The organism is Streptomyces rhizosphaerihabitans, assembly GCF_025399795.1.
GTDB classification, from domain to species: domain Bacteria; phylum Actinomycetota; class Actinomycetes; order Streptomycetales; family Streptomycetaceae; genus Streptomyces; species Streptomyces rhizosphaerihabitans.
Genome location: NZ_JAODTZ010000029.1, coordinates 77370 through 98748 on the forward strand (window position 1 = coordinate 77370; position 21379 = coordinate 98748).

Below are 21379 nucleotides of genomic sequence, written 5' to 3' on the forward strand. Positions count from 1 at the left end.
CTCCTGGAGGTGGGGAGCGGGGAACGTCTGCTCAGTCCTTCACCGCGCCCGCGGTCACGCCCGCGGCCACGTAGCGCTGTGCGAGGACGAGCAGGACAGTGGCGGGGACCGACGCGACGACGGCGGTGGCCATGATCGCGTTCCATTCCTGGTTGTTGTTGCCGATGTAGTGGTAGATGCCGAGGGTGATGGGGCGCATGTCGCCGCCGCCGTCGAGGGTGTTGGCGAAGACGAAGTCGGACCAGGCCCACAGGAAGCCGAACAGCGAGACCGTGACGATCGCGTTGCGGCTCACCGGCAGGACGACCGAGCGGAAGATCCGCCAGGTGCCGGCACCGTCGATGCGGGCCGCGGAGATGAGTTCGCCGGGGATGCCCGACATGAACGCGGCGAAGATCATGACGCCGAACGGCACGGCGATGGTGGAGTCCGCGATGATCAGGCCCCACCAGGAGTTGAGCAGCCCGAGGTCCAGGAAGAACCCGTAGAAGCCCATCGCCATGACGATGCCGGGGATCATCTGGGCGACCAGGAGCGCCAGAGAGAGCGGCCCCGCGCCGGGCGGGCGCAGCTTGGCGAGGGAATAGCCGGCCGGGGCGGCGAGGACCAGGGTGAGGGCGACGGTGCCGAGGCCGATGAGCAGACTGGTGCCGAGATAGGGCAACTGGTCGTTCAGGACGGCTCGGTAGCCCTCGAAGGTGGGATGCAGCGGGAACAGGTCGGGCGGGCTCTTGCGCATGTTCCGCTGCGGGGTGAGGGACACGTTCAGCATCCAGTACACCGGGAAGAGCATGAGCGCGGTGAGGGCGACGCCGAGCACGGTGTGACGGCGCCTGCCCGTACGGGACTTCACGACTCCTGCCTCCTCTGGACGCGGACGTGCAGCAGCCCGAAGGCGAGGGCGATGACGATGAGGATGTTGCCGACGGCGGCGCCGGGGCCGAACTTGGGCAGCAGGGTGCCGAATCCGAGCTGGTAGGACCAGGTCGCCAGGGTGGACGAGGAGTCGCCGGGACCCCCCTTCGTCATGATCCAGATCAGGTCGAAGACCTTGAGGGTGTAGACGAGGCCGAGCAGCAGCGTGATCGCGGAGACCGGGCGCAGCAGCGGGAAAGTGATGCGGCGGAACTGCTGCCAGGCGTTCGCCCCGTCCAGGGCGGCGGCCTCGTACAGCTCGGCGGGGATGTTCTGGAGACCGCTGTACAGGATGACCAGGTTGAAGGGGATGCCGATCCAGATGTTGGCGATGACGACCGAGGTCAGCGCCCAGTGCGGTGAGGTGAGCCAGCCGACGGGGTCGACGCCGACCATGTGCAGGGCGTAATTGACCACGCCGGACTCGCTGTTGAACATCCAGGACCAGGTAGACGCCGACACGATCAGCGGCAGCAGCCAGGGGACCAGGAACAGGGCCCGGAGGGTGGGGGCCAGCGGGAACCGGCGGTTGAAGAAGACGGCGAGGGCGAGTCCGGCGGCGTACTGCACGGCGATGGACGCGAACGTGAAGACCATCGTGTGCCGCATCGCCGGGGCGAAGGACGGGTCGTCCAGGACCGTGCGGAAGTTGTCCCAGCCGGAGAACGGGGCGTCGCCCGCGACGAAGGACCGGACGGTGTAGTCGCGCAGGCTCAGGTCGAGGTTGCGGTAGAGCGGGTAGGCGTAGAAGGCGGCGAGGTACGCGGCCAGCGGGGCGAGGAAGGCGAGCGCCGTCAGCTGGCTCCGGCGGTGATGGGTGAGCATGTGGGCTCCTGGGCGCGGAAATTTCAGCCCCTCCGGCGTTTGAGGAGCGGGGTCTGGGGCGGGGCCCCAGGGGTGATGGGGGTCCCCCTGGCCGAGCGAAGCCGAGACCTCGGGGGAGGGCAGGGGCGGCGGGGCGAAAGACGGCTGGGCCCCAGCCCGTTGACCGCCCGGCCCGGTGCCGGCCTGCCCAGGGCCTATCCCTTGGAGGCCGCGGTCTGGGCGTCGGACAGGGCCGCCGTGGGGCTCTTGGAGCCGGAGAGCGCCGCCTGTACGGCGGTCCACATCGGCTGGGAGATGGTGGGGTACTTGGTGCCCAGGCCGCCGCTGGTGCGGCCGCGTGCCGCCGCCACCGCGTCCACCCAGGGCTTGAGCTTCGGGTTCGCCTTGACCTGTTGCGCCTGGACCGCGGCGGTCGGCGCCACATAGGTCAGCGTCGTGTCGCTCGCCAGGAGGTTCTGGGCGCTGGTCAGGCAGGCGACGATCTTCTTGCTGATGTCGTAGCGGCCGGTGTCCTTCTGCACGGGAACGGTGACGAATTCGCCGCCGGTGGGGACCGGCGCGGAACCGCCGTTCTGCGCGGGGATGCTGACGATTCCGTACGGGAATCCGGCCTTCTCGGCGTTGGCGAGCTGCCAGGTGCCGTTCTCGCCGAAGGCGTAGTCCCCGGTGGCGAACTCCTGCCAGCTGGTGGTCTGGGTGTTGTTCAGTACGTCCTTGGGGGCGTAGCCCTCCTCGACCCACTGCTTCCACAGGGTGAGGGCCGCCACACCCTTGGAGGAGTCGAGCCGGGTGAGGTCACCGCCGGCGCCCCAGAACCACGGCAGGAACTGGAAGCTGCCCTCCTCGGTGTTGATCGCGGAGAAGGTGATGCCCTTCTTGCCCGCGGCCTTGATCTTCTTGAGGGCCGCGGTGAGGGACGGCCAGTCCTTGATGCCGGCCGGGTCGATGTGCGCGGCGGAGAGGAGCTTCTTGTTGTAGTAGAGGGCGAGGGTGTTGGCGCCGATGGGGACGCCGTAGGCCGCGCCGTCGAGGGTGCCCGCCCCGATGATGTTCTTCTGGATCGCGGCCGTGTCGAGGCCGAGGTCGCTGGTCCTGGTGAGGATGCCCGCCTCCACGAGGGTGGAGACGACGGGATTGTCGACCATCATCACGTCGGGCGCGTTGCCCTGCTGGGCCGCGAGCAGTGCCTTGTTGCCCAGGTCCGTGGTGTCGTACGCGGTGCGTTTGACCTTGACCCCGGCCTCGGTGCCGCACGCCGTGACGCGCTTGCCCCAGTCGGAGGAGGCGTCGAACTGCGGGTAGGGGTCCCAGAAGGTGTACGTCGAGGACGAGCCGGACGAGGAGGAGCCGGAGCCGCCGCCGCACGCGGTGACGGTGGCGAGGGCACAGGCGGTGGCTATGGCTGCGGTCAGGGTGCGGCGGGTGCTTCTCACGGGGTGACCTCGTTGTCGGGAGAGGGACATGCGGGATTCAGGACGTGGGCAGCCAGACGCGCATGGCGCCGTCCTCGCGGTTGGCCCAGGCGTAGTAGGGGATCGCGGTGAGTTCGACCCGGTCGCCGGCCGGCGGGGCCTCGTGACCGGCGGCCGGGCGGTAGGGCCACCAGGAGCCGTCGGAGGGGAGCTCGCGGCGGTGTCCGGCGGCCAGCACGGTGGTGACGCCGCCGAGCAGGTCGGGGCGCTGTTTGTCGGCGAGCGGGCGGGTGGTGTCGAGGACGAGGTCGTCGAGGCCGCCGCCCGGGTGGTCCGCCTGCTCCAGGCAGTACACGAGCGGGCCGCGTTCGATCGCCGCGCAGCCGCGTACGGCGTCCACACGCGGGTCGGCCACGGTGAGCCGGGCGTCCAGGGCGAGTTCGAGGATCACCCGGTCGCCGGGTGCCCAGGTCCGCTCCAGACGCAGCCAGCCGTTCTCGACGGGCGCGTCCGTGCCGTCGTAGGTCCGGTCGCCGTCGTGCACCCGGAACGCGTCGCACCACTGCGGGACGCGGAGCGAGAGGGTCCAGGGGGTCCCGGGCGTCTCCTCGACGGTCAGGGCGATCGTGCCGTGCCAGGGGTAGTCGGTCTCGGCGCGGACGACGACAGGGGCGCCGGCCAGGTCCGCGTGGTACTCGCCGGTGACGTACTGGTGGATCTGGAGACCGTCCGGGCCGGTGGACGCGAGGTAGTGCTCCAGGGAGGCCAGCAGCCGCATGACGTTGGGCGGGCAGCAGGCACAGCGGAACCAGCGGGTGCGGCGGGCCGACTGGTCGCCTCCGGGGTCGGTGTGGCCGTCGCGGACCTGGAGCGGGTTCACGTACAGCCAGCGCTCGCCGTCCAGGGAGACTCCGGCCAGGAAGCCGTTGTACAGCGTGCGTTCGATCAGGTCGCCGTAGCGGGCCTCGCCGGTGAGCAGGGCCATGCGCCAGCTCCACTGGACGGAGGCGATGGCGGCACAGGTCTCGCAGTAGGCGCGTTCGTTGGGGAGTTCGTAGGGGTCGCCGAAGTCCTCCTCGTCGTGGTGGGCGCCGAGCCCGCCGGTGAGGTGGGTCTTCGTCGCCACCATGGCCTGCCACAACCGCTCGGTGGCCACGCGGAGTTCGGCGTCGGCGGTCTCGGACGCCAGGTCCGCCGCCGCGGCCAGCAGATACAACTGCCGTACGGCGTGGCCCTCCACGGTCGTCGCCTCGCGGAGCGGAACGCGGTCCTGGCAGTAGGCCTCGCCGCCGAGCAGGCCGTGGCCGTGCCGGTCGACGAAGTAACCGGCCAGGTCGAGATAGCGGTGTTCGCCGGTCTCCCGGTAGAGCTCGACCAGGGCCGTCTCGATCTCGGGGTGGCCGTCGATGCCGTCGAGGGGCTTCCCGCTGCCGGGGGCACCGAAGACCGAGTCGACGTGGTCGGCGAAACGGCGGGCCACGTCGAGGAGTTCGGGGCGCCCGGTGGTGCGGTGGTGGGCGACGGCCGCCTGGATGAGGTGGCCCGCGCAGTACAGCTCGTGACCCCAGCGCAGATCCTGGTAGCGCTCGCCGTTCTTGCGCAGCTGGAACCAGGTGTTGAGATAGCCGTCGGGCTGCTGGGCGGCGGCCACCAGGTCGATGATCCGGTCCACCTCGGCGGCCAGGCTCCCGGCGGGCTCCTCGGCCAGCCGCCAGGCGGCGGCCTCCAGCCACTTGTAGACGTCGGTGTCGAGGAATGGGTACGCGCCCTGGAACTCGCCCTCGGCCGTGCCCGCCGCCAGCCGCAGGTTGTGCAGGTTGCCCGCCGACTCCAGCAGGCCCGGTCCCTGGGGGATGGAGGTGCGCGCGTTGACCTCACGGCGGGTGTGCCAGAAACCGGCGCCGATCGTGACGGGCGCGGGGCGCAGCGCGCCGAGGGCGCCGGGCGTGGGGTGGACGGGTCCCGTGCCGGGGAGGGCGGCGGAGCGTGTGCGGGGCATGGTTCTCCGGTTCTCGTCGGAACGCGTTCGACGGGTCGTGCATCGTTCGGGAACGGGTACGGCAGGGCGCTCGGGTACGGGTACGGCGGGGTGCCAGGGAACAGGCACGGCAGGGCGCTCGGGTACAGGTACGGGTGTGGAAGGGCGCTCGGGTATGGGTGCGGCTGGTTGCTCGGGTACGGGTATGGCCGACTGCTCGGGAACTCGTTTGAGCAACCGTTTTCCTGCCGGAAAGTAGAGGGGAGACGACCGAAGGGGTCAAGGGGCGTGACGCAGATTTTTCTCCGCTGCTCCGGCTCTGGCCCGCACCCCTGGCCGCTGGCACGATGGGGTCGCTAATGTCGTCGGTGAGGGACAACGGCGTCCCGGTCGACGCGAAGGAAAAGGATTGCCCGTGACTTCTGCTCCGCGCCCGTCCTCCGCCGGCCGGGCCAAGCTCGCCGATGTCGCCGCCCTCGCGGGGGTCAGTGTGGGCACGGCGTCGAAGGCGCTGAACGGCGGCGGGCGGATGCGGCCCGAGACCCGTCAGCGGGTTCTCGACGCCGTGGAGTCGCTCGGCTTCCGGCCCAACCAGCACGCGCAGAGCCTGCACACCGGCCGCAGCTGGACGGTCGGTCTGATGACGACGGACGGCATCGGCCGCTTCTCCACCCCCGTGCTGCTCGGCGCGGAGGACGCGCTCGGCGCCGGGAAGATCTCCGTGCTGCTGTGCGACACCCGGGGCGACTCGATCCGGGAGCAGCACCATCTGCGCAACCTGATGGACCGCAGGGTGGACGGCATCATCGTCACCGGCCGCCGCACGGACCCGCGCCCGCCGCTGGCCGGCGTCGACCCGATCCCCATCGTCTACGCGCTCTCCCCGTCCACCGGCCCGGCCGACACCTCCGTCGTCTCCGACGACCGGGGCGGCGCCCGGCTCGCCGTGGAGCATCTGCTCGCCGCGGGCCGGACCCGGATCGCGCATGTCACCGGCCCGGAGCACCACGCCGCCGCCCGCGACCGCGCCCGGCACGCGGTCGAGCACCTGGGGCGCTCCTCGCTGCGGCCGGCCACCGGGCGCGTCCACTTCGGCGAGTGGAGTGAGGCGTGGGGGCGCCGGGCCGCCGACGCGGTGCTGCGCACGGCCCCGGACACCGACGCCTTCTTCTGCGGCAACGACCAGATCGCCCGGGGTGTCGCCGACGCGCTGCGCGAGCGGGGCGTGGACGTCCCCGGTGACATCGCCGTCGTCGGCTACGACAACTGGGACACCATGGCGCTGGCCTGCCGCCCGCCGCTCACCACCATCGACATGGACCTCACCGAGATCGGCCGGATCGCCGCGCTGCGCCTCCTGGAAGCCATCGACGCCGAGGACGAGGTCGGCACCGACACCGACGCCGAGGGGCCGGGGAGCAGGGGCGTCCACACGGTTCCCTGCCGACTTGTGGTGCGCGAGTCGAGCTGACGGGTCGGGCTTCCGCTTCCGGTCCGGTCCGCTCGGCGCGCCCATCCCATGAGCGAGCGCCCGTTCCACGAGCGGCGCGGCTTGGGTCTCACCTGATTCTTGCGAGGATGCCCCGGCGTTCACGCCGGGGGGAATTGCATGCCGTGTGAGTGACGCGGAGCGTCGCCGTATTCGGTCCAGTTGTGGTGCGTCTATGTCCGGCAGCGGGGCGGGCGTTGCGAACATGCGTGCCCATGATCGCTGGTGCGGGTGGTGGTGAGGGGAAGGGGGTACGGGTGTGCGTTGCTCGCACATACGGTCCTGGTGTACGGGGCGGAACGCCGCCCGTGGCGTGGGCCGGGAAGGGAGGGGTATGGCGGTTACCGTGGTGAGGGAACCGGGCGCGGCCGGCGGGCACGCCCGTTACACCTTCCGGCTTCGGGTGTCCGCCACCGGCCGGGCCGCGCTGGAGGCGGAGTGGGGGCGCTGCCGGTGGATCTGGAACGAGTGCGTGGCCAGGTCCAAGGCGGTGCAACTGCACAACAAGGCGCACCCTCATGACAGGTGGACGTGCGGTCCCGCGCAGCTCGACAGGATGTTGACCGAGGCCCGCGCCCGCACTCCGTGGCTGGCCGAGGGCTCCTCGGTGGTGCAGCAGCAGACTGTCCGCGACTTCGGCAAGGCCCGTGCGAAGGCGCAGAAGGACATCAAGGACCGACTGCCGATGCACCGCCGTGCCGGGATGCCCCGGCACAAGAAGAAGCGCGAGGCCCTGCCCACGCTGAACTACACCAAGCGTGGATTCCGGCTGAAGGACGGCCGACTGCACCTCGCGGGCAAGATCGTGCTGACGGTGGTGCGGTCGCGGGACCTGCCGTCCGACCCGTCCTCGGTGCGCGTGTACCAGGACGCGCTGGGGCACTGGTATTGCTCGTTCGTCGCGCCTGCTCAAGTGCAGCCACTGCCGGAGACAGGCCGCGTGCTGGGCGTGGACTGGGGGGTGAAGGAGACCGCCACCACCACCTCCGACACGCATGACCTCCCGCACGCCCAGCACGGGAAGAAGACGCAGCACAAGCTGTCGCGGTACGACCGGATGATGGCCCGCCGCAGACCGAAAAAGGGCCAGGCCGCCTCGAAGGGCTACCGCGAGGCGAAGAAGTGGCGGGCGAAAACCTACGCGAAGATCGCCCGGCAGCGGCAGGACACGGCCCGAATGGGGTCTCCCCTGCTCGGAGCTTGTCGGAGAGCTTGGGGAAGGGCCAAGCGTGCAGTGACCGACCATGACGCCTTCGCTGTCGAGGACTTCCGCCCGAAGTTCCTCGCCAGGTCGTCGATGGCGCGCAAGGCGGCCGATGCCGCGATCGGCGCCACGAAGAAGACCCTGATCGAGATGGGCCGCAAGCACGGGCGGGATGTCCGTCTCGTGCACCCCGCGCACACCACGATGGACTGCGCGTCGTGCGGAGCGAGAACCAAGCACGCACTTCCTCTTTCGGAACGCACCTACACCTGCAACGCGTGCGGGGCCGTGTCTCCCAGGGACAAGAACTCCGCCCGCGTGATGCTGGTCCGGGCTGGTCTCAACCCGGCTGGTGTCGAGGGCGCAAGACCTCCGGGAGCGCTGCTCCCGGAGGCAGCCTGAGCCAGGAATCCCCTCCCGTTCAGGGAGGGGAGGATTCAATGGAGAGAGTGACGTCCGGGCCGCCTCCGTGAAAACGCCGTCGGCGGAGGGAATAGCCTGAAAGTGCACGTTTGGGTGCTTCTGCGTGCGTCGGCCGACGGACAAGGAGAGTGCGATGCGTGTGATGCTCAGGGCGACCATGGACACGGAGAAGGCCAACGAGCTCATCCGTAAGGGAAAGCTTCCGCAGTTGATGCAGGAAACGATGGATCGGCTCAAGCCGGAAGCGGCTTACTTCACCAACCACGAGGGCAGCCGCGCCTGCTACATGGTCTTCGACCTGCAGGACAGCAGCCAGATCCCGGTGATCGCCGAGCCGTTCTTCATGAGCCTCGGTGCGAAGTTCGAGATCGCCCCGGTCATGAACGCCGAGGACCTCCACAAAGGCCTGTCCCAGCTGGGCTGACGGGCGGACCGGGCGGATGCCGTCTCCGCCGGTGCGGGGCCACGCAGGGCCGGGCCCCGCACCGTGAGATCCGGTTCAGCTGAAGATGATCATGGAGCCCTGGGCGAGGCTCCGGGTCGCCGCGGCGTGCAGGCCCAGCCAGACGTGACGTTCGCGGGCGAAGGGGCTGGCGTCGTACGGGGCCGGAGCCGCGGGCTCCTCCAGCTCCGTGGGAGCGCTCGGGGGCTGCGGTGGCATCGGGGGGTTGGCCGGGTCGATGCCGATCGAGGGCGCCACGAACTCGAGTTCGCGCAGCAGGGCGTGGGAGGAGCCCAGGGGCCCGCCGCCCGCGAGGAGTTCGTCGTTGGCCAGCGGGTGCGGGAACTCGACCGGCACGTACGCGCCCGCGTGGTCGTAGTGCCAGACCAGATGCGACTGCTGGGCGTTCGTCTCGAACATCTCCAGCAACTGTTCGTAGTCGCCGCCCAGTTCGTCGACCGGCGCCACCGCGAGTCCGCACATCTGGAGGAGGTACGCGCGGCGCAGGAAGTGCAGCGCGTCGTAGTCGAAGCCGGCGACCGGGGCCACGTCACCCGACAGGCCCGGCATGTACGCGTACACCGGCACCGGAGGGAGTCCGGCCTCGGCGAGCACCTTGTCGTAGAGCGCGAGTTCCTCGGCGAAGGGGTTGTCGGGGGTGTGGCACAGCACGTCGACGAGCGGGACCAACCACAGGTCACAGGCCAACAGACGGCTCCTCTTGCTCCTTGGGTGCAGGGTGGTCAGGGCAGCGTAGTGCGCGTGGCGGTGTTGTGAAGAGGCCGGTACACAAGTAGGCCCCCGGGTGGGCCGGGGTCCGTCCGCCGCTCGGGGGCCGCGCCCCCCATCCCCCCGATCGCCCGGAGGGAGTGTCCTCAAACCCGGGACCGGCGCGAACCGGGTCCCGGTCCGCGTCTCAGGGGGCGTCGAGGCGCTCGATGAGGGCGAGCGCGTGCTCGTTGTACGCCGCCACGATCGCCCGCGCCGTGTCGGCGTCGCGGCGCGCGAGGGCGTCCACCAGTTCCGTGTGGCCCGACCAGAGCTGGCCCCTGAGGTCGGAGACCCGGCGCAGGTGCTGGACCGTGCAGACCCAGGACTGGACGCGCAGCCGGTGCAGGAAGTCGCCGAGATAGGTGTTGCCGAAGAGGCTGCTGAGCTCGCGCCAGTAGCGCAGGTCGTAGCCGATGAGGATGTTCAGGTCGCCGGCGGAGGCCGCGCGCTGGGCCTCCTCGCCACGGCGCCGGACGGCCGCGAGGGCGGCGAGCGCGCGGGGGTCGTCGGCCTGCCGCATGCCGTGGGCCACGAGGCTCTGGAACATGCCCTCCGTGATCAGGCTGCGGGCCTCGACCATGCCGCGGTAGTCGGCGGCGGAGTACTCGTGCACGCGGAAGCCGCGGTGCTGGTCCGCGTCGAGGAGCCCCTGGGCCGACAGGTCGACCAGGGCCTCGCGGACGGGGGTGGCGGAGACGCCGTACTGCTCGGCGATCTCCTTCACCGTGAACTCCTGGCCCGGCCGGAGACGGCCCCCGAGCACCTCGTCACGGAGCGCGTCCGCGATCTGCTGCCGCAGGGTGCTGCGGGTTACGGCGCCCGTGCCGCCGGTGCCGGCCATGGTGGTCGTCTCACTCCCCATCGCGTGGGTGGGTGCGCGTGTCTACTCGCGTATCCCTTCGAGCAGGCCACCATACGCCGTGGGGGTCGGCAGGCGGATTCCCCGGCACCCCCGAAGGAGCGCGGACAACCGCGCGACCGACCCCCGCAGGGGCGGGAACCCCCTACGGCCTCACACCGTGTGCTCGTCCGCCACCGACAGTGCCTCGTCCAGGGCCGCCAGACCCTCCTTGGCCTCGGCCTCGGTGATGTTGCACGGCGGTACTACGTGGGTGCGGTTCATGTTGATGAAGGGCCACAGACCGCGGGCCTTGGCCGCGGCGCCGAACGCGGCCATCGGCGCGTTCGCCTCGCCTGCCGCGTTGTACGGGACCAGCGGCTCCCGGGTCTCCCGGTCCTTCACCAGCTCCAGCGCCCAGAAGACGCCCGTGCCGCGCACCTCGCCGACACTCGGGTGCCGCTCGGCCAGTTCGCGCAGCCCCGGCCCGAGGACGGTCTCGCCGATGGCCGCGGCCTGGTCGACGATCCCCTCCTCCTCCATGACGTTGATCGTCGCGACGGCGGCGGCACAGGCCAGCGGGTGCCCGGAGTAGGTGAGCCCGCCCGGGTAGGGCCGCCTGGCGAAGGTCTCCGCGATGGCGGCGGAGATCGCCACACCGCCCAGCGGCACATAGCCGGAGTTCACGCCCTTGGCGAAGGTCATCAGGTCCGGGGTCACCTCGTAGTGGTCGGCGGCGAACCACTTGCCGGTGCGGCCGAACCCGGCCATGACCTCGTCCAGAATGAAGACGATCCCGTAGCGGTCGCAGATCTCCCGCACCCCGGCGAGGTAGCCGGCCGGCGGCGTCATGATCCCCGCGGTGCCCGGGATCGTCTCCAGGATGAGGGCCGCTATGGTCGCGGGCCCCTCGAAGGCGATCGTGTCCTCCAGGTGCTGGAGCGCGCGCTCGCACTCCTGCCGCTCGCTGTCGGAGTGGAAGGGGCTGCGGTACAGGAAGGGCGCCCAGAAGTGGACGACACCGGCGGCGCCGCTGTCGTTCGGCCAGCGCCGCGGGTCACCGGTGAGGTTGATCGCGGTGGAGGTGGCGCCGTGGTACGAGCGGTAGGCGGAGAGCACCTTCGGACGGCCGGTGTGCAGCCGGGCCATCCGCGTGGCGTTCTCGACGGCCTCCGCGCCGCCGTTGGTGAAGAAGATCTTGTCCAGGTCGCCCGGGGTCCGCTCGGCGATCAGCCGGGCCGCCTCCGAACGCGCCTCGACGGCGAAGGCGGGCGCGAACGTGGACAGGGTCGCGGCCTGTTCCTGGATCGCGGCGACGACCTTCGGGTGCTGGTACCCGATGTTGGTGAAGACGAGCCCACTGGTGAAGTCCAGATACCGCTTGCCTTCGTAGTCCCAGAAGTACGACCCCTCCGCGCCGGCGACGGCGAGCGGGTCGATGAGCTCCTGCGCGGACCAGGAGTGGAACACGTGCGCGCGGTCCGCGGCCTTCACGGCGGCGCCGGCCTGGGGGTTGGGCTGAGGGGTCATGCGGCGAAGCGTAAATGTCCACGGACCGGGCGCGATATCGGCGTCCTGTCTGTGGTCGGAGGCTTTCCGCGACAGTCTGTCGGGCTTGGCCGAGGGGGCGCGCCGGCACCAGGGACGGAACCGGGACCGGAACCAGGAGCGAACCGGGACTGGCACCGGCATCGGCACGGACACAGGCATCGACATCGATGCCGATACCGTCCGCGTTCCGGAGCGCCTGGCGGTCCGTCTCGACGATCCCCGGGCGGCCGGCGTCAAGGAGACGGCGGGACCTGTTACGAAAACGGGATCAGTCGTGACGGAACCGTAGACACCACCCCGTCCAGCTCCCCGTATGGCGCACTATCCTCGGTCTGTTGCACATATTTGGGGGAGGGTGGGCGCTGCCATGGAGAAGCTGGGGGCGGGGGATCCGCAGCAGATCGGGGTGTACCGGCTGCTGGCGCGACTCGGCGCCGGAGGGATGGGCCACGTCTATCTCGCACGGTCCGACCGGGGACGTACCGTCGCCGTCAAACTCGTCCGGCCGGAACTCGCCGAGCAGGAGGAGTTCCGGGCCCGCTTCCGCCAGGAGGTGCAGGCCGCGCGCAGGGTCGGCGGGCTCTGGACCGCACCCGTCCTGGACGCGGACACCGGGGCCGCGATCCCCTGGGTGGCCACCGGCTATGTCGCGGGGCCCTCGCTGCAGGCCGTCGTCGGGCGCGACCACGGCGCACTGCCCGAGCGTTCCGTGCGCATCCTCGCCGCGGGCCTCGCGCACGCGCTGAAGGACATCCACGCCGCGGGCCTCATCCACCGCGACCTCAAGCCCTCGAACGTCCTCGTCACCATCGACGGCCCCCGCGTCATCGACTTCGGCATCGCACGCGCCCTGGAGACGGTGACCGACGGCGGCCTGACCCACACCGGGGCGCTCGTCGGCTCGCCCGGATTCATGGCCCCCGAGCAGGTGCGCGGCGACCGCGTCACGCCCGCGTGCGACATCTTCTGCCTCGGCTCGGTCCTGTCGTACGCGGCCACCGGCACCCTTCCGTTCGGCGCGGCCAACAGTGGTGTGCACGCCATGATGTTCCGCATCGCGCAGGAGGACCCCGACCTGACGGGTGTGCCCGAGGGGCTCGCCGACCTCGTACGGGACTGTCTGCGCAAGGATCCCGGCGCCCGGCCCACTCTCGAGGAGATCCTGGAGCGCACGGGCGCGGAGGACACCGTCTCGGCGGGACGCACCGTCGACCCCTGGCTGCCCGGCTCGCTGGTGGCCCAGCTCGGGCGCCACGCCGTGCAGCTCCTCGACACGGAGAACCCCGACGACGGACAGGCGCAGCCCCGGTCCGGTGCCCCGGCGCTCGGTGCCGCTCCCGCCAGGCCGGCCCTGCCGCCCGCATCCCCGGCGCCGGTCCCCGCCCCGGACTTCTCCAAGCCGCCGTCCGGCTCGCCCGCTTCCTCGGCCTCCTCGACGCCCTCGGCCTCCTCCTCGGCGCCCGCCGCGTCCGCCGAGGCCTCCCCGGAGCACGCGCCCACGCCCTCCGAGGAGGGTGCCACCCCGCCTCCCCCGGGGCAGCCCGGCCCCGTGAACCACCTCCCCACGGTCATCGGGGGCTCGGGCGCGACGCCTCCTCCGGCGGCGCCGGCCGGTCCGTACCCCGCCTACGGCTACCCGCACCAGCACCCGCAGCCGGCCGGCCAGGGCCCGGCCCACCCCGCGTACGGCTATCCGCAGGCCGGCTGGGGCTCACCCCAGCCGCCGTACGGCTCGACGCCTCCCTACGGTCCGGGCGTCGCCCCCCATCCGTACGGACCCGGCGCCGCGACCCCGCCCTACGGGCCGACCCCTCCGTACGGCCCCGTGGTCGCCCAGCCCGGGTCCGAGCCCCCGCGCAGGAGCGGCCGTTCCACCGCCCTCCTCGTCGTCGTGGCCCTGGTCGTCGCGCTCGGCGCGGGCGGCAGCGTGTACGCGCTGCTGAAGGGCAACGCGGGCGGCGGCGGCCAGGACGACCCCAAGGCGTCCGCCCCGGCCTCCGGCGGGACGACACCGGGGCAGAGCACGTCGCAGACGCCGACGGCCGACTCCGGGTCGCCCAGCACCGGGGCGACGCAGGGGGGCACCGTCCCGGAGGCGTTCCTCGGTACCTGGAACGGAGTCGACGGCGCGAAAACCCTCCGGCTGACCATCCGGCAGGGCGAGGTCGGCGACATGGTGCTGACGCTCACCGCGGAGGGTCCGACCACCGGCGGCACCTACCACTGCGCCTTCGAGGCCCCTCTGTCCGAGGCCCCGGGTGCCGGCGGACCGCTGGAGATCGGCCCGTCCCAGGTCACCTCCGGGAATCCGCCCACCTGCACCCCGGGCGTCGCCTCCGAGGTCGCCCTCCTGCCGGACGGCCGACTGAGCCGGGTGAACGACAGAACAGTGACCTACACGAAGAGCGGCTGAGCGGCTGAGCCCCTGACCACCCCGCGGGCGGCGGCCCGCGGGGTCCTGGGGAAGGCGCCGACTGCCGTGCCGTCCAGGGCTGTTGAAGTTCACTTCCCGTATGTGGGTTGTTTCCGGCCGGAGCCGTACGGTGACCGCACCGCAGTGCTCGGGGGAGTGGCTCACGTGGAGTGGCTGAGCGCAGAGAATGTCGTGGCCGTCGGGACCGCCGCCATCGGTGTCGTCGCCTCCGCCGTGATGGTCTGGTACGAGCGAAGGGTGCCGCGCCGCAAAACTGTCGGCTACCGCGTCCAGATGGACAATCCCATCGGCGACGACGTCCGCTCGGGACGCGCGAACGTACGGCTCGGGCTGTTCGACGAGACCCCCGGCATGTCCGACGCCACCCTGGTGCTGCTGCGGATCGAGAACGACGGCTCGCAGAGCATCGCCGGGGACGACTACACGAGCCGTGAACGGCACGGGCTGACCGCGGTGTTCACCGACCGCACCATCCGTGGTGTGTCCGTGACCCAGCCGCCCGGCACCGACCACCTGATGGACCACTTCACCCCGGCCGCCGGTCTCGGCTACGAGGACGGCACACTGCGCATCCCGCGGGTCCCGCTCAACCGGGGCGAGCACTTCAAACTGCTCGTCCTGCTGTCGGGCGGCGACGTGGGATGTCCGATACGGATCGTCGGCGGCATCCGGGACGGTGAGGTCCGGCCCAACCGCAGTACGACACCGGACGACCAGCCACCGCTGTTCAGCCGCGCGGCCCGGCTGATCACCGTGCTGCTGACGGTGTGCGTCGTCGCGCTCGCCCTGATCGTCGTCCTGCGCGACGACTCCCCGCAGCCGATCGGCTGCGCGCAGGGCACGCTGACGGTCACCGGCTCGACCGCCTTCGAGCCCGTGATGCGCGAACTGGCCGAGAAGTACGAGCACGACTGCCCGGGCTCCGCGATCACGGTGGACGCCCACGGCAGCACGGCCGGCGTGCGCGAACTCGACGCGGTGGGGCAGGAGTCGAAGAAGGGGTCCCCAGCCCTCGTCGCCCTCTCCGACGGCCCCAAGCCCGGCGACTTCCCGCGGTTGCGGGAGAACCGGATCGCGGTGTCGGTCTTCGCGCTGGTCGTCAACGACTCCGTCCCGGTCAGGAACCTGTTGCTGACCGACGTACGACGTCTGTACCGCGGCGAGATAAGGAACTGGAAGCAGCTGGGCGGACCCGACAGACCCGTCCTCCTCGTCAGCCGGGACGCCAACTCCGGTACCCGGCAGGTGTTCCAGCGCCGGGTGCTCGGGCGTGGCGAGATCGCCAACTCCTCGCTGGACTGCGTCCACAAGGACGACGCGACGGCACCGCTCGTGCGCTGCGAACTCGACTCCACCGAGCAGGTGCTGAACACCGTCGCCAGGCTGCCCGGCGCGATCGGCTACAGCGAACTCAACGACGCCACCGGCCACAAGGGCCTGCACCGGATCAGCCTCGACGGTCACACCGCCTCCGTCGAGGACCTGGAGCACGGCACCTCGGACTACCCGTACCGCGAGATCGAGTACGCCTACACCTACGGACAGCCGCCCGCGGACTCCCTCGCCTCCAGCTTCCTCTCCTACATCGGCCGGGGCAACGGCCAGGACGTCGTCCGCACCCACGGCCATCTGCCGTGCGGGACGCCGGTCGGGCTGAGGATCTGCGGCGCCGGGTGACGCCGCGCCAACCCCGGCGCACGCGCCGCGCGGCACGCTACCGGGGCTCGGGCGGGCGCTGGCGGGGCATGTTCGGGCGGGTTCCCGGCGGCAGCGGGACCCGCCCGTTCAGGGGCGACCCGTCGGGCCGGGGCGCCCCCGCCGAGGACGACTGGATCCCCAGCGGCGCCGGGCCCGTACGGAACTCCACCATCCAGTCCGCCGTCTCGGTGCGCACCAGCTCCGTGACGTCCTCCGAGAACCTGCGCAGCACCCCGATGCATCGGTCCGCCGCCTCGCTGGCCGTTCCGTCCGCGGGCCCGAGAACCTCCCGGACGCTCTCGGACGCCCAGTCGAACTGAAGTGCCTGGAGCCGCCGCTGCACGGCCTGCGCGGTGGCCACATCCCTTATCCATCCGGAGGTCACTCCGAAGAACCGGTCGACGGCGACGCAGGAGACCGCGAGCAGCAGCGCCAGATATCCCCACGGAGCCGCCCCTCTCGCCGACCCGGTGAGGTCGAGCAGCGGCAGCGCGGCCCCGGCGACGGCGCCCAGCGAGGCACCGCACCGCAGCAGCCGCGCCCCCCACCGCTTCCACACGCGGTCGGAGAGGTACCAGGCGGCTGTGTCGAGCGCCCCCTGCTCCACCCAGCGGTAGAGCTCGTGGAGCCGCTCGGCGGGCTCCCCCCAGTCGCCGAGCGGAAACGGCCGGCCGGTCAGGTCGCCCGGCCGCAGCCCCGCCGCGTCCTCGCTCCGCCCGTCCTGGGGCGGCCCCTCCGGCTGCATCTCCGGCTGACTCACCGGTACTCCCTAGTTGACGACGGTGACGACGGACGACGGTGACGACGGTGACGGCACTGACACTGCGTGACGTCCTGTGACACGTGGTGCAAATGCGCCGCCCCCTTCCTACCGCCCAATGGGTGGCGGTGGACCGGGTTTACTGGCTTTTCCGCCTGGAAGAGGGTCTTGATCAGGTATAGGCGCCGTGACGGTGTCACTCGAAAGAGTGCTTGGGCGACGGGCCCGTGGACCACGTAGGCTCGTGCTGGACAGGAAAAACGGTCCACACAGCCGTACTCGAAACCAGGAGCTGATCGTGATTCCCGGTGGTGGCCAGCCCAATATGCAGCAGTTGTTGCAGCAGGCCCAGAAGATGCAGCAGGACCTGGCGAACGCGCAGGAGGAGCTGGCGCGGACGGAGGTCGGGGGCCAGTCGGGCGGCGGCCTGGTGAAGGCGACCGTGACGGGCTCCGGAGAGCTCCGCGGTCTGGTGATCGACCCGAAGGCGGTCGACCCCGAGGACACCGAGACGCTCGCCGACCTGATCGTCGCGGCCGTCCAGGCGGCGAACGAGAACGCGCAGGCGCTCCAGCAGCGGAAGCTCGGCCCGCTCACCCAGGGGCTCGGCGGCGGCAGCGGCATTCCCGGTCTGCCTTTCTAAGACCGGTGGCGGCCAACTACCGTACGCACCAGCAGGAAACGTAGGACGGGACCAGGCGGTACCAGGACACTCGGAAAGGCAATCCGTTGTACGAAGGCGTTGTTCAGGACCTCATCGACGAACTGGGGCGGCTCCCCGGCGTCGGTCCCAAGAGCGCGCAGCGGATCGCCTTCCACATCCTGCAGGCGGACCCGACGGACGTCCGTCGGCTCGCGCAGACCCTCATGGAGGTCAAGGCGAAGGTCCGCTTCTGCGCGACCTGCGGCAACGTCGCGCAGGAGGAGCTGTGCAACATCTGCCGCGACCCGCGCCGCGACCTCTCGGTGATCTGTGTGGTGGAGGAGCCCAAGGACGTCGTCGCGGTCGAGCGCACCCGTGAGTTCCGGGGCAAGTACCACGTGCTCGGCGGCGCGATCAGCCCGATCGAGGGCGTCGGCCCGGACGACCTGCGGATAAGGGAACTCCTGACCCGCCTCGCCGACGGAGCGGTCACCGAGCTCATCCTGGCCACGGACCCGAACCTGGAGGGCGAGGCCACGGCCACGTATCTCGCCCGCATGATCAAGCCCATGGGCCTCAAGGTCACCCGCCTGGCCAGCGGCCTCCCGGTGGGTGGCGACCTGGAGTACGCGGACGAGGTCACGCTCGGCCGCGCCTTCGAGGGGAGACGACTTCTAGATGTCTGACGCCACGCTGCACGCGACCAGCCCGGACCCCGACGACTTCGTGGTCCAGATCGCGGACCAGGTAGAGAGCTTCCTGGTCGCCGTCACCGAGGTGGCCAAGGGCGACGAGCCGGACTCGGCCGTGCCCTTCCTCCTCCTGGAGGTCTCCCAACTCCTCCTGGCCGGCGGCCGTCTGGGCGCGCACGAGGACATCGTCCCCGACGAGCGCTACGAGCCCGACCTCGGCCCGGAAGGGGATGTGGACGAACTCCGCGAGCGTCTTGCGGTGATGCTGGAGCCGATCGACGTCTACTCCGAGGTCTTCGACCCCTACGAGCCGCGCAAGGCCCCCGTCCCGGCCCGCATCTCGGACGACCTGGCCGACGTCATGGCGGACCTGCGCCACGGCATGGCCCACTACCGCGCGGGCCGCACCACGGAAGCCCTGTGGTGGTGGCAGTTCTCCTACTTCTCCAACTGGGGCTCCACCGCCTCCGCGGCCCTGCGTGCCCTGCAGTCCGTGGTGGCCCACGTCCGGCTGAACCAGCCCCTGGAGGAGCTCGACGGCCTCGACACCGACCAGGAGATCGGCGAGGAGGCCCTCGCGGAGGAGGCCGGCAAGGTGATGGCGGAGGAGATCGCGGGGCCGCTCGGTCTGCGCACGGTCAAGTAGCCGGCCGCGCTCCGGCGAGGTCCGGCCGCGTACCGGCCGGAGGTCCCGTCGTGCTCCGGCGCGGCCCGCGGTGTGACTCGGGGCACTTTCGGAGTGGCGGGGCTCCGGCACGGGCAGGTGCCGTCTCGGAGCGGCCGGATGTCCCTTGCCCCTGACAGCCCGGAGTGATCACGTCGTGAGCGGGACATCTCACGATGCGATACCCCGGAAGGGAAATCCGGCCGCTCGTTAGACTGAGCCGACCGCAGTTGTGCGGTGCAGAGACGGATTGAGCGAGGAGCGCACGTGGGCCTTGTCGTGCAGAAGTACGGAGGTTCCTCCGTAGCCGATGCCGAGGGCATCAAGCGCGTCGCCAAGCGGATCGTGGAAGCGAAGAAGAACGGCCACCAGGTGGTCGTGGTCGTTTCCGCGATGGGCGACACGACGGACGAGCTGATCGATCTCGCGGAGCAGGTGTCTCCGATGCCCAGCGGCCGGGAGTTCGACATGCTGCTGACCGCCGGAGAGCGGATCTCCATGGCCCTGCTGGCGATGGCGATCAAAAACCTGGGCCACAGCGCCCAGAGCTTCACCGGCAGCCAGGCAGGCGTCATCACCGACTCGGTCCACAACAAAGCGCGGATCATCGACGTCACCCCGGGCCGTATCCGTACGGCGCTCGACGAGGGCAACATCGCCATCGTCGCCGGGTTCCAGGGTGTCTCGCAGGACAAGAAGGACATCACCACACTGGGCCGCGGCGGGTCCGACACCACGGCTGTCGCGCTGGCCGCGGCGCTCGACGCCGAGGTGTGCGAGATCTACACCGACGTGGACGGTGTGTTCACCGCCGACCCGCGCGTGGTGAAGAAGGCGAAGAAGATCGACTGGATCGCCTTCGAGGACATGCTGGAACTCGCCGCCTCCGGCTCCAAGGTGCTGCTCCACCGCTGTGTGGAATACGCCCGCCGCTACAACATCCCGATCCATGTGCGCTCGTCCTTCAGCGGACTTCAGGGCACCTGGGTCAGCAGCGCACCACTCGTTCGAAAGACACAGCAGCAAGGGGACCAGAAGGTGGAGCAGGCCATCATTTCCGGTGTCGCTCACGACACCTCCGAGGCCAAGGTCACGGTCGTCGGTGTCCCGGACAAGCCGGGCGAGGCCGCCGCGATCTTCCGCGCCATCGCCAACGCCGAGATCAACATCGACATGATCGTGCAGAACGTGTCGGCGGCGACCACGGGCCTGACGGACATCTCCTTCACCCTCCCCAAGACCGAGGGCCGCAAGGCCATCGACGCCCTGGAGAAGGCGAAGGGCGTGATCGGCTTCGAGTCGCTGCGCTACGACGACCAGATCGGCAAGATCTCGCTCGTCGGCGCCGGCATGAAGACCAACCCGGGTGTCACGGCCGGCTTCTTCGAGGCGCTCACCGACGCCGGGGTCAACATCGAGCTGATCTCGACCTCCGAGATCCGCATCTCCGTCGTCACCCGCGCCGACGACGTCAACGAGGCCGTACGGGCCGTGCACACCGCCTTCGGACTCGACTCCGACAGCGACGAAGCCGTTGTCTACGGAGGCACCGGGCGATGACCGGACGACCGACGCTCGCGGTCGTGGGAGCGACCGGGGCCGTCGGCACGGTCATGCTCCAGATCCTGTCCCAGCACGCGGACATCTGGGGCGAGATCCGTCTGATCGCCTCGCCGCGCTCGGCCGGCCGCAAGCTGGCCGTGCGCGGCGTCGAGGTCGAGGTGGTGGCCCTGTCGGAGGAGGCCTTCGACGGGGCCGACGTCGCCATGTTCGACGTACCGGACGAGGTGGCCGCCCAGTGGGCGCCGATCGCCGCCGCCAAGGGCGCGGTCGTCGTCGACAACTCCGGCGCCTTCCGGATGGACCCGGAAGTGCCCCTCGTGGTCCCCGAGGTCAATCCGCATGCCGCGCGCGTGCGACCGCGCGGGATCGTCTCCAACCCGAACTGCACGACCCTCTCCATGATCGTGGCGCTCGGCGCCCTGCACGCCGAGTTCGGGCTGCGCGAACTCGTCGTCTCCTCGTACCAGGCGGTCAGTGGCGCGGGCCGCGCGGGCGTCGAGACCCTGCGCAGGCAGATGTCCCTCGTCGCGGGTACGGAACTGGGGAACAACCCCGGTGACGTACGCCGGGCGGTGGGCGACGACACGGGCCCGTTCCCGGAGCCGGTCGCGCTGAACGTGGTGCCGTGGGCCGGGTCGCTCGCCGAGGACGGCTGGTCCTCGGAGGAGATGAAGATACGCGACGAGACCCGCAAGATCCTCGGGCTGCCCCATCTGAAGGTCGCCGTGACCTGCGTCCGCGTCCCCGTCGTCACCACGCACTCGCTGACCGTGCACGCCCGCTTCCAGGACGAGGTGACCGTCGACAAGGCGCGGGAGATCCTGGCCACCGCGCCCGGCGTCGTGCTCTTCGACAACCCGGCCGCGGGGGAGTTCCCCACGCCCGCGGACGTGGTCGGCACCGACCCGACGTGGGTGGGCCGGGTCCGCCGGGCACTGGACGACCCGACGGCCCTCGAACTGTTCGTGTGCGGGGACAACCTGCGCAAGGGCGCCGCCCTGAACACCGCTCAGATCGCGGAACTGGTGGCTGCGGAGATCATCGGGACTTCGTAGGCGCGGCCCCGGACGTCCGTCG

Annotated in this window: 18 protein-coding genes; 10 read left to right on the forward strand and 8 right to left on the reverse strand. The window is 70.8% G+C overall.

Annotated elements, in window-relative coordinates:
• Nucleotides 1-31 precede the first annotated feature (31 nt).
• The 4 genes from N4G66_RS26625 to N4G66_RS26640 all read right to left on the reverse strand — a co-directional run bounded on the left by N4G66_RS26625 (nucleotide 32) and on the right by N4G66_RS26640 (nucleotide 5151).
• A complete protein-coding gene (locus N4G66_RS26625) occupies nucleotides 32-853 on the reverse strand; it encodes a carbohydrate ABC transporter permease (RefSeq protein ID WP_261706732.1) in 822 nt (273 codons plus the stop codon).
• Nucleotides 850-1740, reverse strand: coding sequence for a carbohydrate ABC transporter permease (locus N4G66_RS26630; RefSeq protein ID WP_261706733.1), 891 nt, complete (start codon nucleotides 1738-1740; stop codon nucleotides 850-852). Before N4G66_RS26630 ends, N4G66_RS26625 begins: the two co-directional genes overlap by 4 nt.
• Before the next feature lie 194 nt (nucleotides 1741-1934).
• Complete coding sequence (locus tag N4G66_RS26635) at nucleotides 1935-3173, reverse strand: sugar ABC transporter substrate-binding protein (protein ID WP_261706734.1); 1239 nt, start codon at nucleotides 3171-3173, stop codon at nucleotides 1935-1937.
• A 37-nt stretch (nucleotides 3174-3210) separates the two neighbouring features.
• Complete coding sequence (locus N4G66_RS26640; protein WP_261706735.1) at nucleotides 3211-5151, reverse strand: glycoside hydrolase family 127 protein; 1941 nt, start codon at nucleotides 5149-5151, stop codon at nucleotides 3211-3213.
• Nucleotides 5152-5545: 394 nt separating this feature from the next.
• Between N4G66_RS26640 and N4G66_RS26645 the strand changes: the two genes are divergently transcribed.
• The 3 genes from N4G66_RS26645 to N4G66_RS26655 all read left to right on the forward strand — a co-directional run bounded on the left by N4G66_RS26645 (nucleotide 5546) and on the right by N4G66_RS26655 (nucleotide 8670).
• Nucleotides 5546-6601, forward strand: a complete 1056-nt coding sequence (locus tag N4G66_RS26645) for a LacI family DNA-binding transcriptional regulator (RefSeq protein ID WP_261706736.1) — start codon at nucleotides 5546-5548, stop codon at nucleotides 6599-6601.
• 352 nt (nucleotides 6602-6953) lie between these two features.
• The gene (locus N4G66_RS26650; RefSeq protein ID WP_261706737.1) at nucleotides 6954-8225 is read left to right on the forward strand and encodes an RNA-guided endonuclease InsQ/TnpB family protein; all 1272 of its coding nucleotides are present in this window, start codon (nucleotides 6954-6956) and stop codon (nucleotides 8223-8225) included.
• 154 nt (nucleotides 8226-8379) lie between these two features.
• Complete coding sequence (locus N4G66_RS26655) at nucleotides 8380-8670, forward strand: DUF3303 family protein (RefSeq protein ID WP_261706738.1); 291 nt, start codon at nucleotides 8380-8382, stop codon at nucleotides 8668-8670.
• Nucleotides 8671-8745: 75 nt separating this feature from the next.
• On the opposite strand, the gene N4G66_RS26660 is transcribed toward N4G66_RS26655, so the two are convergent.
• The 3 genes from N4G66_RS26660 to N4G66_RS26670 all read right to left on the reverse strand — a co-directional run bounded on the left by N4G66_RS26660 (nucleotide 8746) and on the right by N4G66_RS26670 (nucleotide 11827).
• Nucleotides 8746-9396 (reverse strand): hypothetical protein, encoded by a 651-nt coding sequence (locus N4G66_RS26660; RefSeq protein ID WP_261706739.1) that lies wholly within the window; start codon nucleotides 9394-9396, stop codon nucleotides 8746-8748.
• Between the two features lie 208 nt (nucleotides 9397-9604).
• On the reverse strand, nucleotides 9605-10300 hold the full coding sequence (locus N4G66_RS26665; protein WP_261706768.1) for a GntR family transcriptional regulator: 696 nt from the start codon (nucleotides 10298-10300) through the stop codon (nucleotides 9605-9607).
• A gap of 171 nt (nucleotides 10301-10471) precedes the next feature.
• A complete protein-coding gene (locus tag N4G66_RS26670) occupies nucleotides 10472-11827 on the reverse strand; it encodes an aspartate aminotransferase family protein (RefSeq protein WP_261706740.1) in 1356 nt (451 codons plus the stop codon).
• 388 nt (nucleotides 11828-12215) lie between these two features.
• Between N4G66_RS26670 and N4G66_RS26675 the strand changes: the two genes are divergently transcribed.
• The gene (locus tag N4G66_RS26675; protein WP_261706741.1) at nucleotides 12216-14261 is read left to right on the forward strand and encodes a serine/threonine-protein kinase; all 2046 of its coding nucleotides are present in this window, start codon (nucleotides 12216-12218) and stop codon (nucleotides 14259-14261) included.
• Between the two features lie 165 nt (nucleotides 14262-14426).
• On the forward strand, nucleotides 14427-15959 hold the full coding sequence (locus N4G66_RS26680; protein ID WP_261706742.1) for a substrate-binding domain-containing protein: 1533 nt from the start codon (nucleotides 14427-14429) through the stop codon (nucleotides 15957-15959).
• Between the two features lie 37 nt (nucleotides 15960-15996).
• On the opposite strand, the gene N4G66_RS26685 is transcribed toward N4G66_RS26680, so the two are convergent.
• Entirely contained in the window at nucleotides 15997-16740 is a 744-nt protein-coding gene (locus tag N4G66_RS26685; RefSeq protein ID WP_261706743.1) for an SLATT domain-containing protein, read from the reverse strand.
• Between the two features lie 298 nt (nucleotides 16741-17038).
• Here N4G66_RS26685 and N4G66_RS26690 point away from each other — a divergent pair, with 298 nt between their 5' ends.
• The 5 genes from N4G66_RS26690 (at nucleotide 17039) to N4G66_RS26710 (ending at nucleotide 21357) form a co-directional block, all read left to right on the forward strand.
• Nucleotides 17039-17383 carry a YbaB/EbfC family nucleoid-associated protein gene (locus N4G66_RS26690; protein WP_261706744.1) on the forward strand — a complete coding sequence of 115 codons (345 nt, stop codon included), beginning with the start codon at nucleotides 17039-17041 and terminating at the stop codon, nucleotides 17381-17383.
• An 86-nt stretch (nucleotides 17384-17469) separates the two neighbouring features.
• Nucleotides 17470-18069 (forward strand): recombination mediator RecR, encoded by a 600-nt coding sequence (recR, locus tag N4G66_RS26695; RefSeq protein WP_261706745.1) that lies wholly within the window; start codon nucleotides 17470-17472, stop codon nucleotides 18067-18069.
• The gene (locus N4G66_RS26700; RefSeq protein WP_261706746.1) at nucleotides 18062-18721 is read left to right on the forward strand and encodes a DUF5063 domain-containing protein; all 660 of its coding nucleotides are present in this window, start codon (nucleotides 18062-18064) and stop codon (nucleotides 18719-18721) included. The genes recR and N4G66_RS26700 overlap by 8 nt, the downstream gene beginning before the upstream one ends.
• A 285-nt stretch (nucleotides 18722-19006) precedes the next feature.
• Entirely contained in the window at nucleotides 19007-20299 is a 1293-nt protein-coding gene (locus tag N4G66_RS26705) for an aspartate kinase (protein WP_261706747.1), read from the forward strand.
• Entirely contained in the window at nucleotides 20296-21357 is a 1062-nt protein-coding gene (locus tag N4G66_RS26710) for an aspartate-semialdehyde dehydrogenase (RefSeq protein ID WP_261706748.1), read from the forward strand. Before N4G66_RS26705 ends, N4G66_RS26710 begins: the two co-directional genes overlap by 4 nt.
• Nucleotides 21358-21379 lie beyond the last annotated feature (22 nt).

Bases quoted from the DNA above. Each gene is read 5' to 3' on its own strand.
- N4G66_RS26630 (WP_261706733.1), bottom strand. From the start codon at position 1,740: ATGCTCACCCATCACCGCCGGAGCCAGCTGACGGCGCTCGCCTTCCTC.
- N4G66_RS26640 (WP_261706735.1), bottom strand. From the start codon at position 5,151: ATGCCCCGCACACGCTCCGCCGCCCTCCCCGGCACGGGACCCGTCCAC.
- N4G66_RS26650 (WP_261706737.1), top strand. From the start codon at position 6,954: ATGGCGGTTACCGTGGTGAGGGAACCGGGCGCGGCCGGCGGGCACGCC.
- N4G66_RS26655 (WP_261706738.1), top strand. From the start codon at position 8,380: ATGCGTGTGATGCTCAGGGCGACCATGGACACGGAGAAGGCCAACGAG.
- N4G66_RS26665 (WP_261706768.1), bottom strand. From the start codon at position 10,300: ATGGCCGGCACCGGCGGCACGGGCGCCGTAACCCGCAGCACCCTGCGG.
- N4G66_RS26670 (WP_261706740.1), bottom strand. From the start codon at position 11,827: ATGACCCCTCAGCCCAACCCCCAGGCCGGCGCCGCCGTGAAGGCCGCG.
- N4G66_RS26675 (WP_261706741.1), top strand. From the start codon at position 12,216: ATGGAGAAGCTGGGGGCGGGGGATCCGCAGCAGATCGGGGTGTACCGG.
- N4G66_RS26700 (WP_261706746.1), top strand. From the start codon at position 18,062: ATGTCTGACGCCACGCTGCACGCGACCAGCCCGGACCCCGACGACTTC.
- N4G66_RS26710 (WP_261706748.1), top strand. From the start codon at position 20,296: ATGACCGGACGACCGACGCTCGCGGTCGTGGGAGCGACCGGGGCCGTC.